This window comes from uncultured Sulfuricurvum sp. (assembly GCF_937936435.1).
GTDB lineage: Bacteria > Campylobacterota > Campylobacteria > Campylobacterales > Sulfurimonadaceae > Sulfuricurvum.
The window spans coordinates 1-16,759 of sequence record NZ_CALDDG010000038.1; the positions used below are offsets into that span (position 1 = coordinate 1).

General features: G+C 45.8%; 6 protein-coding genes. 5 read left to right on the forward strand and 1 reads right to left on the reverse strand.

Features of this window, described 5'->3' with window-relative positions; all coding sequences use genetic code 11:
- Positions 1-682: 682 nt before the first annotated feature.
- Both Q0389_RS04965 and Q0389_RS04970 read left to right on the forward strand, forming a co-directional pair.
- Positions 683-1,258 carry a response regulator transcription factor gene (locus tag Q0389_RS04965; protein WP_298692231.1) on the forward strand — a complete coding sequence of 192 codons (576 nt, stop codon included), beginning with the start codon at positions 683-685 and terminating at the stop codon, positions 1,256-1,258.
- Positions 1,259-1,359: 101 nt separating this feature from the next.
- Complete coding sequence (locus tag Q0389_RS04970; RefSeq protein WP_298692233.1) at positions 1,360-10,449, forward strand: Calx-beta domain-containing protein; 9,090 nt, start codon at positions 1,360-1,362, stop codon at positions 10,447-10,449.
- A gap of 70 nt (positions 10,450-10,519) precedes the next feature.
- On the opposite strand, the gene Q0389_RS04975 is transcribed toward Q0389_RS04970, so the two are convergent.
- Positions 10,520-11,638, reverse strand: coding sequence for a methyl-accepting chemotaxis protein (locus Q0389_RS04975; RefSeq protein WP_298692235.1), 1,119 nt, complete (start codon positions 11,636-11,638; stop codon positions 10,520-10,522).
- A 281-nt stretch (positions 11,639-11,919) separates the two neighbouring features.
- On the opposite strand from Q0389_RS04975, the gene nifJ reads away from it, so the two are divergent.
- From nifJ to Q0389_RS04990, 3 genes are all read left to right on the forward strand, one after another.
- Positions 11,920-15,480 (forward strand): pyruvate:ferredoxin (flavodoxin) oxidoreductase, encoded by a 3,561-nt coding sequence (gene nifJ / locus Q0389_RS04980; RefSeq protein WP_298692237.1) that lies wholly within the window; start codon positions 11,920-11,922, stop codon positions 15,478-15,480.
- A 1-nt stretch (position 15,481) separates the two neighbouring features.
- The gene (locus Q0389_RS04985) at positions 15,482-16,477 is read left to right on the forward strand and encodes a dihydroorotate dehydrogenase-like protein (protein WP_298692239.1); all 996 of its coding nucleotides are present in this window, start codon (positions 15,482-15,484) and stop codon (positions 16,475-16,477) included.
- Positions 16,478-16,483: 6 nt separating this feature from the next.
- Positions 16,484-16,759: MarC family protein (locus Q0389_RS04990; RefSeq protein WP_298692241.1), on the forward strand; the 276-nt coding region annotated here is incomplete at its 3' end.

Sequence of the window (16,759 nt, forward strand, 5' to 3'; positions counted from 1 at the left end):
GAGATAAAGGAATGTGACTGGAGTTCAGACGTGTGCTCTTCCGATCTTACCAATCGACGGTATTGTCGATTCCGAGACTCGAATCGGTGATTGCCGAAACCCAACGGGGGATCGAAGAGGCCAATTATCTTTTCCGTTCCGATGCCCAGCGCCAATACAACGAGACGTTGGCTCAGCTCAATTCGCTCCAAGCCGATGCGACGGCATTGACCGATCAGGTGGATCGAACGGTAGTGCGTTCTCCGATGGACGGGACGGTTCAAAAACTGTTCGTCCATACCCGAGGAGGGGTCGTCAAACCGGGTGACAATCTCGTCGAGATCGTCCCGAAAGGGGCAAAACTTCTCGTCGAGGTCAAACTCAAACCCTCGGATATCGCATTTATCTATCCGGGACAAAGAGCGGTCGTAAAATTCAGTGCCTACGATTTTGCGATTTACGGTGCTTTGGAGGGAAAAGTCGTCCTCATCAGCGCTGATGCGACGACGAATCAAAAGGACGAGACCTTTTATACGGTACGGATACAAACCGATAAAAGCTATATGGAATACAAAGGGAAGCGTTTGCAGATAATCCCGGGGATGACGGTCAGTGCGGATATCGTGACGGGGCAAAAAAGTGTTCTCGATTATATCCTCAAACCGATCCTCAAAACGAAACAACATATGTTGACGGAGCGATGATGGAGATTGTGGTTTATGCTTATGACGTCACCGTATTAAAACATATCGAAGAGGCTCTTGAGAAAAAAACGTATCGTGTTGCATACGAGACCGAAGATATCGCCGATTCTTTGGTCGTCTGTGCTTTGGATAACGATGTCCGTGCCAACGACGCTCTTATCAAAGAGCTGGTGGAACGGGGCAATCGCATTTTATTGTTGCAATCCCTGCCTCAGATCGAACCGGCGAGACATTATCTCTCTCTCGGGGTTTACGGTTATGGCAATACGCGAATGGATACGCTTTTTCTCCTCTCCGCGATCGAAGCACTGCAATCGAATATGATGTGGATTCATCCGGAGATTACGGCGAAGATGGTCGAATTGCTGACACCGATTTATGAGACGCATAGCTTTTTCGGGAAACTCAGTCCCCGTGAACGCGAGATTGCGCTCATGCTTCTGGAGGGGAAACTCTATAACGAAATCGCCAGCGCATTGTCGATTACGCCGAGGACGGTGAAAGCGCACACGACCCATATTTATCAGAAACTGCAGGTTAAGGATCGTCTCGATTTCGCGCTGCAGTATAAATAACCGCACAGTGTCCCTAGGGACAATTGTCCCTTTTTTTTCATTCGCCTATACTTTTCACACTCGAAGCCCTCAGGCGATTACATCATATCAAAAGGATTTTCATGGGACTAGCAACCGTAACCAAAGTTAAGGGAAACGTTTTTGTCAAAGATATCGCAGGCAACATTACGAAACTGCAAGCCGGCGATGTGATCGAATCGGGTCAGATCGTGTTCGGCGCGGATGAGGGGGCCTCGTATACGGTCAGTTTTGCCGAAAGCGGCAAAGAGCAGACGTTTGCGGGGATTGCTCCGCAGCTTTTCGACGTAACGATGGTTCCTTCGTTGGCCGATGTCGAGGAAGCGACGATCCATCCCGCCAGCGCCAACCCGTTTGCGCAAAGTATCATGTCTCCCGAAGAGCTTGCCGCACTGGTAGCAGAAAACGACGATAAAGGTGAAGAAGTCAGCGACGAGACGACTGCCGGTCAAGAAGCTCCCAAAGAGGGTGAATCGACCGGAGATACGTTTGCCGACCGTACGGGAGCACAAACCGATGTCAATTCCGATCTGCGAAAAGCAAAATTTTTCGGTGTCAGCCACGACTATAAACAAGAAGACGTCTTCCACCGTGAAGATTCCGATCGCTTGGGAAGCAACGCTGCCCAAAATCAGGTAACGCCGCCGACTGTCCCCCCTACGCCTCCGGCGCCGACTCCTCCTATCGCTCCGACGCCGGAGCCGACTTTTATACCGCTGCGCGGAATTTTGAACCTTTCAGGTGACATCACCGTAGCGGAAGGAGGGAATGCCTACTATACGCTGAGCGTAGATACCGCTCCGAAAACGGCTCTTCTCGTCACTGTCTCTATCGGACACATTACGACCGAAGACGGCGATCTTCTCCCGCGTACGATTACGGTAACGATTCCGGCAGGATCGACAAGCGTCACGTTCCCGATCGAAAACAATATTGATGCGATTTACGAAGGACCTGAAAACTATAACGTTTCTATCGTATCGACCAGCGGCGGGGGGTACAATGAACTCAATATCGGAAATTCGAGCGTAACGACGACGATCGAGGACGCGCAACCTATCCCGACGTTGACGATTAACGATCAAGTTATCAATGAACAGGAAGGGACGATGACGTTTACGGTTACGTTGTCGGGTATGACGGAATCGGATGTGACGTTCCATTATGGAACGTCTGATGTGACTGCAACCGATGGAGCGGACTATAGCGGTGTCAGCGGAGTAGGGACGATCAGCGCCGGTACCCTTACCACTACGATCACCGTTCCGATTCACGATGATTATATTGCGGATAATGGGGAGACTTTTGACGTTATTCTTTCCAGTCCAAGCAATAATGCGACCATCAGTGACGGAGTGGGTATTGGAACCATCCTTGATGATACGGTATCCGATCCGTACACAAATCAGGGGAGTACGGAGAATGATAGTACCGATACGATTACAATCCGACTTTTTGCTCTCGATGAGAATGGTAATCGTGTTTCGGCAAATGAAGTGGCAGAGGGGCTAAACCCAAGTTATATTGCCGTTGCGTTCGATAAAAACGGAGTCGAACTTAAGCAAAGTGGGACGGTTGATATTAAATTTACCGACGGTACTGCAACCGGCAATGGAACGGACTACGTATCGACAACTAAAACGGTGAATTTAGGAGTAGCCTTTACTACAACAACAATAGATGATTATCTAGCGGATAACAATGAAATATTTACTGTTGCCATTGTGGATCGAACGTATTCTGATGCAGCTACATACGAGAGCATATTTATCGATACGACGGCTGTAACAACGACGATTATAGACAATATGTTTATCCCATCACTGATTATTGACGATCAAACGATAAATGAACAAGAAGGGACAATGACTTTTACCGTCACGTTATCAGCTTTTGCAGACGGTGATGTCACATTTCATTATGCAACATCCGATGCAAGTGCGACTGATGGGGCTGACTACAGCGGTGTGAACGGAATCGGTACGATTACTGCCGGTACTCTAACAACGACAATTACCGTCCCGATCCATGATGATTATATTGCGGATAATGGAGAAACTTTTAATGTAATTCTTTCAAACCCGAGTAACAATGCTACTATTAGTGACGCTATCGGTGTCGGAACGATTCTTGATGACACGGGAAGCCCGTTAATTCCGGACGACGGAATTGAACCTGATCATGAGATCGTGATCATAAAACTAGTGGCGCTAGATGATACTGGAAACCCTATTTTGGACGGAAATGGAAATTACACTTTTGCAAATACAGTGACAGAAGGGAATAGCGGTAAATATATGGCATTGGCATTTGCTTCAGGTGAAACGATATTTTCGCCATCTACGAAGTTATCAAGTCAAATAGGAACAGTAGGCATTTCTTTTTATAACGATACAGCGAGCGGAGCCGCTGTACAGAGCGAGATGGATGGAAGTCAGGATTATAATAATAATTTACAAAGTAGTGTAGCTTTAGGAACTGTAATTACAACATCAACTTACAACGATGTAGTTAATGATAATAACGAGATATTTACAGTCCATATTATCCAAAATTCTTATCTTCCTATAACCGGAGGATATGAAAATGTTGCAATAGATACAGCTCCTGTGACGACAACAATCCAAGATGGAGCCGATCTCGGTAAAGTGTTTGTAAAACTAGAATCGGTCACACCTGATGTTTATGAAGGCGACACCGCACGCTACAAAGTGACGATTGTCGATATAAACGGTAATGAAGTAAATATTCCCTCAGGAAAAAATATCACCGTAAATTTTTCGTACGGAGTAGACGGTATAGGTGCCACTACGGATGCGACAAGCGGAACCGATTACATTAATACGATAAGTACCATAATCGCTGGTGGCACGAGCAGTACGATATTTGATGTAGCAACAAAAGATGATTATTTTGCGGAAGGGATGGAATACTACAAAGTCTCTATCAGCAGTATTATTGACACAAATAATGCATTTGAATCAATTACTTCACATACAATTGCTAATGGTGCACCAAGCGATATCATAAGTGCTATCGGCACAATTACGGATAATATCTCTTCTACGCAAGAACCGATAGTTCCAAGTGCACCCGATGGAACAACATACGATGCTGAGGATAGTGTCTATATTAAAATTACCGATAACGTTTCCACTATCGAAGGAGGAAATCTTACCCATACGATTACATTGGTAGATAAAAATGGTACTCCTCTCATTGTTCCGATTGGTGAAACTGTCACGGTTACAGTGACATATACCTCAAACAATGGAGTTGTCGACGGTGATTTTACAACGATTGTAAAAGAAATACCAATTACAGGCGGACATAGCAGTGCAACTATCACGAATACGACATTAGATGATTTTAGTGCTGAAGGGAACGAAAGCTATACAGTAACGATAACCGGTGTCTCACAATCTAACGGTACCTATGAAAATGTTGCGATTCATCCGACGATAAACAGTGCAACGGGAACCATTATTGATGGTGTAACGCTTGGAAATCCCACTGATGCATATGTCGATGAAGACAATTTTGATATTACCAATCCAAGCACGACGATACATGATACACAATCATTAAATATTAGTGCTCCAAATGGCGATAATGGGTATATTCTCTCTTTTGAGAGTACGCCTACATTCACATCAGATGATGTCGGATATACGGTATTGACTTCTGATGGTACTGCAATAGAATACGTCGTATCCGGAAATACAACAACAGCATACGCAGGTTCGGGTAGAACAGCATCGGACAAGGTTTTCGTCATCACACTTAATAAAAACGGCATTGGCGGAACGGATGACAACTATACGTATACTCAGTTTAAAAATATCGATCATCCTGTAGCCGGCGATGATAATGTTGTTTTAACATTCGGGTATAAAATCACAGATGGAACAGCAACTAGCGGGGTTCAAAACTTTAATGTCACTGTGAGCGACTCTGTGCCGGGAAGCGGAAATTTATCGGTAGAGACGAATGAAGATACCAATACAATAATTGTAATCAGCAATGAGTCATTTTCAGGAGGAGCTATTACACTCTATAATGGTGTGGATCCCTCATCCAGTGTTGTCAGCGGCGCTAGTATCAGTATTTACGATAGCGAAAAAAATGATATCGTCGGTTCTCTAAAAAATAATGGAGACGGAACCCTTACTTTTATCCCTCTTGGGGATTATAGCGGGACAACCGGTGGTTTTACCTACAGTGTCAGTGATAGTGACGGCGATAGTGCAACGGGAACTGTAGAGATTCTTGTTAAACCGATAGCGGATGCACCGGGTATCACTGTTCATGATGTATCAACATTTGAAGATGCCGGTAATATTCAAGAGGGGACAAACAGCGTCGCGCTGGGCTTAACACTCCCATCACTGAGCACTGACCAAACGGATAAAAATAGTGTAAACGGGTCGGCTGCGGGTGATCATCCTGAACGGTTAGGGTATATCGAACTTAAATTTACCAATGGTACAAATGTAACCGGTGCCGTTTTGGAAAAAGGGGACGGAACGGATTTAGCGACGATTACAAGTGATAATCAGACGGTAAAAATCTACATAACCGATGCACCGTCAGAGTATTATTACTCAGGTTTGGATCCTGTAGCTGATGGTGCGATACAGCTCACACAGGCAGAATATGAAGCGCTCAGAGTCATCCATGCAGAAGACAACGACCATGATATCAAGATCAATATTTCAACAACATCGTATGAGGTCGATGATGCGGGCATTCCTCTAAGCACGACGAATACCGATTTATATGAAACTACAACTGAAACAATGAAAGTAGCCATAACGGCACAAACAGACGATATTTCATTGACATGGAATAGTACTGTCGATACCTATGGGAATCGCGGTTCATATGTAGGTTCAGCTTTCGCATTTGACGTATTTGTCGAAGAAAATTTATCGGCTAAAGTGATAGATTTACAAGCACTGCTTACTCAAACCAGCGGATATCAAAATGATGTGACACCGTTAGGTGGAGATTTAGACGGCTCAGAACGGCGTTCATACACGATCAGCGGTATTCCTGAAGGTACGATTATCAATTTGGGTGGTACGATAGCTGTTGCTGATAGCTCTGGAACAGCCACAGTCTATTTTTCAACGGCGAATAATAAACTTTCCGATCCAAGCTTCACTCTGACACTTCCTGAACAGTATGGCGGTGTGAATAGTAATGGTAAAATAACTTTAAACGTATATGACCAAGATGTTGATACTGGCGTTCATGACGTCGTGAAAACAGCTGAAGTTACTTTTACAATGAATGTAACACAACAAGCAGACCCTGTTACACTTCAGGTAGCACAAGCTATAGGGTATGAAGATGCGGGAAGAACGAACGGAAATACGGCAAATGACGGTAGTGCAGTTATTATTGATGCACCCGAAAACGGGATTCCTTTAATGATCAAAACGACATCCGCCGATACCGACGGTTCGGAAACGTTTACTGTTTCCATAGACGGTATTCCTGATGGCGGATCATTGTATGTGTATGATAAGAGCAGTACGTCATGGAAATTAGTAAATGAAACGAGTAGTTCAAGCGGAAATATTACAATCACCAATAATGCGGATAGTACATGGAAAGTAGTTATCGCTGATTACCAAAATGATTATTTGACCAAATTTATCCCTCCTCATAATAGTGATACGGATTACACATTTACTGTGTCAGCGACAACGGTAGACGGTGCATCTACTCTGCCAGTTACGCAAGATTTACAGATACAAGTAGATGTAAAAGAGGTAGCTGATATCCCTATTAACGATACATTGGCAACTGTGAATGTTGATGGACATATCTTTAATGCAACGAATACGGAAGATAATACAACCTTGATCAATCTTAAAGATATTTTTGCAACGCCGGGTTTATTAGGCTCTTATGATGCGGATAACTCTGAAACTCTCAGTATAAAAGTGACAAATCTAGCAAGCGGTTTTGATATTCAAGGAGCCACTTTTATAGGAGGTAGCGGAACAGGAAGAATTTGGTTCATCGATATTACTGAGCTGAATGCAGGGCATGTGACATTGACAACTCCGCAAAACTATGCCGGCGAAACTAATTTTGATATCCGTTTAGTAACGACAGAGGGTGCCGGTGACAGTAAAACGCATGAAGTAAAAAATGTTTCATTGATGATTACTCCGGCTGCTGAAGCCGGAGCTACTATCAATAGTGCGGACACCCAAGACGAAGATACCTTTAAAATATTGAACTTCGGATTTTCATCTCCGGACACCGATGGTATGAACTCAGGTCAAGAAACTCTGCAAAGCTTCAGTATCGATATGAGCACGGTTCCTTCAGGCGTTATTTTAACCGGTTCAACGAGCGGTGTATTAAGCGGATCGGGATACGTATCGTTAAGCGTAGTAAACGGTGTATTGGAAACAGTGACCGCTACTCTTCCGGAAGACAGCGATGCGAACTATAGCTTTAATATTTCATATACCTATCAAGATAGAGCAATAGATAGTGACGGAAACTATTATACAAATACTATCACTAAAACAGATCAGCCTTATAATGTGACTGTTAATGCTGTAACGGACGATATCAACTTGGCAACTACTACTACGACTACCGCATCTAATAGTGTAGATGGTTTGGGCAATGTAACCGTAACGGACAATGGAAGTTTTACAAAAGTTTTAACTGTAACAGGAGTTGACAGTGACGGCAGAGGTTCAGCCGATACCGATGGGTCGGAGAAATTTACGAGAATTACTGTGTCAGGTGTTCCTGAGGGGATAACAGTTGTAGGCGGTACATATGCCGGAGATACGGGAGGCGGTAATTATTCAGGTTTCTGGTATGTTGATATTGCCGATCAATCGCTAGGCGGTAGCGGTGCAACGTATAATCTTGTTTTTAACGTTGATGGAAGTTTTTCAGTCGGTCAAATCAATACTCCGTTTAATATAACGATTACGGCTTTTAACGAAGACAACAACAATAACGTTGAACAATCGGATAGTGTTTCTTTCGACCTAACGATTGCTAATACGATCACAGGCCCTGGACCTGGAATTCCGGCTGTAATAACTGCATTTTATCAAGATATCGATAACGACGGTACGCATGATCATAGCTATACCGTTAATACTGTTACGGATACAGTTGTTACCGATGGAAATGCTTATTCAGGTAGTATTTTACGAGAAGATACACCGTTTCAACTGAGTGATGTCATCCATGTCGAGACAGATGGTGCCAACAGTGCTTTTTCCATCACAATTAGAAACGTGCCTATAGGCGTTACGATAGAGGGGATGACTTATAATGCAGGTGGTGATTTTTACACGATCAGCGGAAATGGTAATGAACAATCGATAGTTGATGCGCTTAGTGCTATTACGGTGACTCCGATATCCAATCAAAATACTTCTGCCGTTGACATTTCAGGTACCGATTTGGCGTTTGATGTAGAGTTGACTACGTACGCTACAGGTGGGGCAAGCCATACAGCTCTTATCAATTTTAGCGGATCAGTTTTACCGATGACCGACGATATGACGTTGAGTGTTGTTAATGACGGCACTACATCTGAAGATATGGACCAATCGTTTAGCATTACACTTGATAATCCCTCAGATGGGCTGAATACTGAAATTATAGATGGAAAAGTTTATATTAAAGTCACGGAAAATTATACGGATATACAAGGAAGTGATGGGCTAAACGGCATTTTAAAAGATGGAAACGGTGTTGCAATTACAGCAACTCAGATCGATCCTGTCGGATTGCCAGCCGGAACCTATTATGTTATTGACGGAGCAACATACAATCAGACATTAAATTTTATATTTACGCCGGCAGAAAATAGAGATGGATCGGTCAGTATCGACTTTTTTGTAAAAAATAAAGAAGCTGAAAGTTGGAGTCCATACGATACAACGGAAAAAATATCGACGCAGAATCTTACTTTTAATGTTACTGCCGTAACAGATGGATTTATACTCGGGAGTTCCGTGGATCGTTCAGGAAACGAAGACACATTGACATCTTTGGATATCGGATTAACAAATATTGATTCGTCTGAAAAACTTACTTCGGTTTCGTTGGATAAGATTCCCGATGGCTTTTTAGTATTTTATGGCAATAATCCAGATGGAAGCGATAAAGTGATGGCTCAAAATTTAGGTACGAACGGCACTATGAGTATGGAGATGAGCTATGGTGTTTCCGGACAAGTAGCGGCAAATTTATGGAATATTCCTCTTAGTGGAGGTGTATTGCCGGCATACGTTTGGATACAAGGACCGCAGAATTGGAGTGGAACGATTGAAGGAATAACGGTTCAAGTACTTGATCAATTTGGCAATAGTTCATTCAGTACAATGAATGTTGTAATAGATCCTGTAGTCGACACACTGACTTTAAATACAACACAAACATTTGGAAATGCCGGAGATGATATCGAACTAAAAATTAATGCAAACGTCCAAGACCTTGATGGTTCTGAAACAGTGACACTCACTCTTAGCGGATTGGGTTCCGACGCATCATTTAAAGCCAACGATATTTGGATTGATGAAGCAAATATTAGTTATAGCGGTGATACCTATACTATCACAAAAATAGCAGCATCTGATATCAATGCGATCACTTTTGTTCAGTCTGCCATGAATGCGGATGTCAGTGTAACGGCAAAAATGGTAGAGAGTGACGGATCAGAATCTGCTACAATCATTGGTTCTGATTTTCACGTCACCATAGGTGCAGCTTCTCCTACCAGCGGAAATGATACACTTCTTTACAGCGGTTCGGCAATCGATGGCGGAGCCGGCACTGATACGCTAATTTTTAAAAATATCGATAGTATTGATATGTCTGGAATAAATAATATTTCTAATATTGAAAAAATAGACATGAGCGGAAATGGGAACCAGACCCTTAGCGGATTAAGTTTAGATCAGATATTCTTGATGACGGATTCGAGTAGCGCACATACGCTGACTATTGACGGAAATACCGGAGATACAGTAGCAACCGTAGATAGAACCGGATGGGCAAAAGCGGGTGAAACGACAGCTGGAGCTTATACTGAATATAGTTATACTAAAGGTACGGATACGGTAACGGTTAAAATCGATACCGACCATTTGACCAATAGTACTAATTTACATTAATCTGAAACTACAGTTTCAGATACTTTAGGGCTCTAAGCCCAAAGTAGTTTTAGAGAAGAGACGAGAAATATTATTTTTTCCCTTTTTGGCGTCTTTCACGCTCTTCTATCAGCATTGCACCCAAGACCGAGATCACTTCGCTGCTTGCGGCTTCCGCACGTTTAAAATAGGTCATGACGTTTTCCGATTCTTCCGTACAGGTATTGGTTTTGACACATTCGATCGCTGCTAGAATATTGTCATGCACCGTTTTATGAGGCGATTCGAGTTTCTGGAAGCTCGGCGTTTGTCCAAAAATCTCTTTCCCTTTGCCGCCGTCTGCCCATTTGCCCAAGCGGCAGTTATGATGATCTACGAACTCGTCTTCGACTTTGAGGTTGAAGACGCTTTTGTATCCTTTGGCTTTGAACAAGAGATGATCGAGTTTGACCAGTACCATAAAGACGGAGTAGAGGACATTCGTCGAATCGCTATCGATTTTTTCGGTATGAGTTCCCAAATCGATGAGCGTTTGACGGAACTCTTCGAGCTTTTGGCTCGATACCGTGGAAATCGACTCCATGGTTCCTGAGCGTTCATGAATCTCTTCTGCGTTTTGTCGGAGGCTTTGAACGCTCATCGCCACTTCGGCCGTCGCTTTTTGGGTTCTCTCTGCCAGTTTACGTACTTCGTCCGCCACCACGGCAAATCCTCTTCCGTGCTCGCCGGCCCGTGCTGCCTCGATAGCGGCATTGAGAGCGAGCAGGTTGGTTTGATCCGAGATATCTTTGATCAGGTTAATGACGGAAGAGATCGAGCCGACACTTTCGTTCAGATTGGAAACGGAATCGTAATTGTGGGTGATATTGGTAACCAAATCCTGCTGGGTGGAGAGGAGTTCGTCGATATCGCTATTGATAGCATCGACATTCGAACGGTTGTTTTTGTTCAGCTTTTCGATATCTTCGAGCTGAGAAACGTTTGCGGAGAGATCGCTTTGTAAAATACTCAAATCTTTTTGACAGGCGTTGGTCAGATTATCGGTCAGATGTTGAACTAGATCGAACATCAACGCATCGTTTTTAAATGTCTTGTTTTCTTGTTTCAGCCGCTGGTTCTCTTCCAGCAATGTATTTACCTTGCTTTCCAATTGTGCAATTTTTTCATTTAGCGGTGCTATTTCGACAGATTCCGTACGATTAAAAAACATTGATGCCCTTTATATGCAGTTTATGAAAATATGAGCTTTAAGATACGCGTAGGCATTATCTGCTAATTTTTACGGCGGTTCCATATCTTTCCCGAAAGATACATAGTTTTTCCTTATACTATGCTTTCTGAAGGTGAAATTGGAATTATAAGTATTGCTGAAGTAACTATGAAAAATATATAATAATATTTTAGAATAATTACTGTTTGTATCCATATATTTTTGAATTTGCTATACAATAAGAAACTCAGCACACCGAAAAGCCAAAAGGAAGTATCGTTATGAATACATCTGCCACGATTACCGTCGATGCAAATGAAGCCGTCGCCCTTGTAGCCCATAAAATCAATGAAGTGATTGCTATCTACCCGATCACCCCATCCTCGCCGATGGGTGAGTTCAGCGACCTGTACAGTTCGAAAGGGGAGAAAAACATTTTCGGAACCGTTCCGACGGTTTATGAGATGCAGAGTGAGGGGGGCGCCAGCGGTGCCGTTCACGGCGCACTTCAAAGCGGTGCATTGACGACGACGTTTACCGCATCGCAGGGATTGCTGCTGATGATTCCGAACATGTATAAGATCGCGGGAGAACTCACTCCGACGGTCTTTCATGTCGCGGCCCGTTCTCTGGCGGCACAGGGGCTCTCCATCTTTGGAGACCATCAAGACGTCATGGCGACGCGCCAATGCGGCTTTGCCCTTTTGTGTTCGAATTCGGTTCAGGAAGCGCACGATTTTGCGTTGATTTCACAGGCGGCTTCGCTCAACGCCCGTATCCCGTTTCTCCATTTTTTCGACGGTTTCCGGACATCGCATGAAGTAAGCCGGATCGAGAAACTAAGCGACGACGTTCTTAGGGCGATGATCGATACCGATCTCGTAGCGGCCCACCGCCGTCGTGCCCTTAATCCCGACCGTCCGGTACTGCGCGGGACGTCTCAAAATCCCGACGTCTATTTTCAGGGGCGCGAGAGTGTCAATCGCTACTATCAGGCAGTCGGAAAAATTCTTCAGCAGCAAATGGATAAATTTGCAGCTTTGACAGGTCGGCAGTACCGTTTGTTCGATTACGTAGGCGCGGCGGATGCAGAGCGTGTCATCGTGTTGATGGGTTCCGGTGCCGAAGCGGCGGAAGAGAGCGTTTTGGCGTTAGGTGACGCGGGCGAAAAAGTCGGAGTCGTAAAGGTACGACTGGCACTTCCGTTCGAGCCGGAAGCTTTTATCGCGGCTCTTCCAAAAGCGGTTCGTTCCATCGCGGTGTTGGATCGTACCAAAGAGGCGGGAAGCCTCGCGGAACCGCTCTATCATGACGTTCTGACGGCACTGTTTGAAAATCGCGAATCGATGGGGTTTACGATGCCGTGCATTATCGGCGGCCGCTACGGTCTCTCCTCCAAAGAGTTTACCCCCGCTATGATTTTTGCCATTTTCGACGAGCTGAAAAAAGACTCTCCCAAAAACCATTTCACGGTCGGTATCGATGATGACGTGACATTTACGTCGCTTGAGTACGATCATACGTTCATTCTCGAAAATGCCGATCAGTTTCAGGCACTCTTTTACGGTTTGGGTTCGGACGGAACCGTCGGGGCAAACAAAAATACGATCAAAATCATCGGAAGCGAGACCGATTATTATGCGCAAGGCTATTTTGTCTACGACTCCAAAAAATCGGGCTCGATGACGACGTCGCATCTGCGCTTCGGGAAAAAGCCGATTCGTTCGACCTATCTGATCCAAAAAGCCGATTTCATCGGAATCCATCAGGATGTTTTTTTAGAGAAACTCGATCTTCTCTCGATCGCCAAACCCGGTGCGGTCGTCTTGCTTAACACCTCGTATCCCCAAGAAGAGCTGTGGAGCCGACTTCCCCGTGTGACGCAGGAGCAGATCGTATCCAAAAAACTGCGTCTTTATGCGATCGATGCTTACCGTGTCGCGGCGGAAAATCATATGGGACGCCGGATCAATACGGTGATGCAGACCTGCTTTTTCGCCATTAGCGGGATTTTGCCTCAGGAACAGGCGATTGAGAAGATTAAGGCCTCGATCCAAAAGACCTACGGTGCGAAGGGGGAACAGATCGTACGTATGAATTTCGATGCGGTCGATGCGACGCTGAAACATCTTTATGCGGTGAACATTCCCGAATCGGCCGAAAGTTCGGTGGAACTGGCTCCGGTATTAAAAGGGGAATATACCCCTTTTATCGCAAATGTCATCGGTAAAATCACCGCGTACAAAGGCGATGAAATCAAGGTTTCTCAAATGCCGGAGGACGGCACCTGGCCGACGGGAACGACCCAATACGAAAAACGCAATATCGCTCAGGAAGTTCCTCTGTGGGATCCCGATACCTGTATCCAGTGCAACAAATGCGTCAGTGCCTGTCCCCATTCGGTGATCCGCTCGACGATTTTTGACGTATCGTTGCTCGCGAGTGCGCCGGAAGGTTTTCTGGCGAAAGAGGCGAAAGGGAAAAATTTCGGCGATCACGAGCGTTTTAACATCTCCATAGCCGTCGAAGATTGCACGGGATGTGCTTTGTGCGTCGAAGTGTGCCCGGCGAAAAACAAATCCCAGACCAACCTCAAAGCGATCAACATGGTGCCGCAGCGTCCGCTGCGCGAAGCGGGAATCCGGCAATGGGATTTCTTCCTCTCGCTGCCGACGATGGATCGCTCACGGCTGGAACATGACAATCTCAAAGAATCGCAGTTTCTGGAGCCTCTGTTCGAGTTCAGCGGCGCGTGTCCGGGATGCGGAGAAACCCCGTATATCAAACTCGCTTCCCAGCTGTTCGGCGACCGCATGGTCATCGCCAATGCGACCGGATGCAGTTCGATCTACGGAGGAAATCTGCCGACAACGCCTTGGAAGAAAAACAGCGAAGGACGGGGGCCGGCATGGTCGAACTCGCTTTTTGAGGATAACGCCGAATTCGGCTTGGGCTTTCGTTTGGCGATTGACAATCATACCGAACATGCCAAAACGCTCCTTAGAGAGTTGATCGACACTCCGCTGGCTTCTGCTATCCTGAATGCGCCGCAAGAGAACGAAATGCAGATCAACGATCAGCGTCGCCGGGTCAAAGAGCTCGAAGCACTGTTGGAGCAAAGAGACGACGAACCGGCACGCAGACTGCTGGAACTGAGCGAATATCTGGTGAAAAAATCGGTTTGGATCATCGGAGGGGACGGCTGGGCATACGATATCGGCTACGGAGGTCTCGATCATGTCCTCGCGAGCGGTAAAAACGTCAATATTCTGGTACTCGATACGCAGGTCTATTCGAATACGGGCGGCCAGCAGTCCAAGGCGACCTTCACCGGAGCGGTGGCGAAATTTGCCGCGGGGGGCAAACCGGGATTGCCGAAAGACCTCGCCGCTATGGCGATCAACTACGGTAATGTGTATGTCGCGAAAGTCTCTATGGGGGCGAACGATCAGGCGACGCTCAAAGCGTTTATCGAAGCCGAACGCCATGAGGGGCCGTCCATCATTATCGCCTATGCCCACTGCGTCGCCCACGGGTACGATCTGAAATACGGTTTCGATCAGCAAAAACGGGCGGTCGACAGCGGATTATGGCCGATTTTCCGTTTTAATCCCGACAAAATAGCACAAGGGGAAAACCCGTTGCATCTGGACTATAAAGGGCCGAAGATCGATGTCAAAGATTTTATGTACCGAGAGACACGGTTTAAAATGGTCGAAAAAATGAATGCCCTCTCGGCAGCCGATTTTCTCGCTACGGCGGCAGAATCGGCACAGGCACTCTATAAACGCTACAGCGATTTGCACCAGCATTTCGAACCTGCGACACACGAGGAGGTGTGATATGGATCTCTCTACGACCCTTTTGGGAATGAAACTTAAAAATCCGCTCATTGCCAGCGCGTCGCCGCTGACGGGTTCGCTGGACAGTATCCGCCGTCTCGAAGACAACGGCATCGCCGCCGTGGTCATGCACTCGCTTTTCGAAGAGGAGATTAATCACGAAATCGCCCGTATCGACCATTTTCTCCATATCCACAGCGATTCGAACGCCGAAGCGACGACCTATCTTCCCGATGACGTCGCATTTGATAATCTCCACGGCGATCATTATCTCGAGGAATTACGGCGTATCAAGGAATCGGTATCGATTCCCCTCATCGCCAGTCTCAACGGCGTATCGGCGGGAGGATGGGTCTCTTATGCGTCGAAACTTGAACAAGCGGGAGCCGATGCGCTGGAACTGAACATCACCTATATCCCGACTTCGGTTGATATGGACGGTGCTCAGGTCGAGCAAATGTATGTCGATACCGTTGCGATGGTAAAAGAGAATATCTCGATTCCCCTGAACGTCAAGATGAACGCCTATTTCTCTTCCCCGGCCAATATGGCAAAACGCCTGGTGGAAGCGGGAGCGGACGGTTTAGGCATTTTTGATAATCCGATACGGGTCGATATCGATCTGGAACTGCTGAGCCCTCAGCGCAAAGCCAATATCACGAGCTCATCCAATCTCAGCGAAACGCTGCGCTGGTGTGCGATTTTGTACAAACAGGTAGCGTGTTCTTTATACGCCAATACGGGGGTACACACCGGCGAAGATGTCCTCAAAGCGATCATGAGCGGTGCAGACGCTGCGGCATTGGCATCGGTTTTATTGCAACACGGCGAGTCGGAAGTCCGACATATCCTGCACGATATTCAAGCATGGATGGAAAAGTATGAATATGAATCGATCACTCAGATGAAAGGGAGTATTTCGCTGCTGCACACCGATAACGCTTCCGCCTATGAGCGTAACTCCTATATGTACGCATTACAGCATTATCGACGGTAGGGGAGAATGGACATTTCATATTTCGGTTATTTGCAAACCCTGCTGCACGATACGGTGGGATTGGTGACGATCCTTAACCCGGTAGCGGCGGCGGCGATCATGATCTCATCTTCGCCTTCGGGATTGACGAAAGAAGATGCGGGCGAAATCGGGAGAAAAGCAGCTATGACGGTTCTGATATCGTCGTTGTCGACCGTATTTTTAGGAAATCTCATTTTCGAGCTTTTCGGAATCAATGCCTCGTCGATCATGGTGATCGGGGGAATCATTTTGCTTCTGATG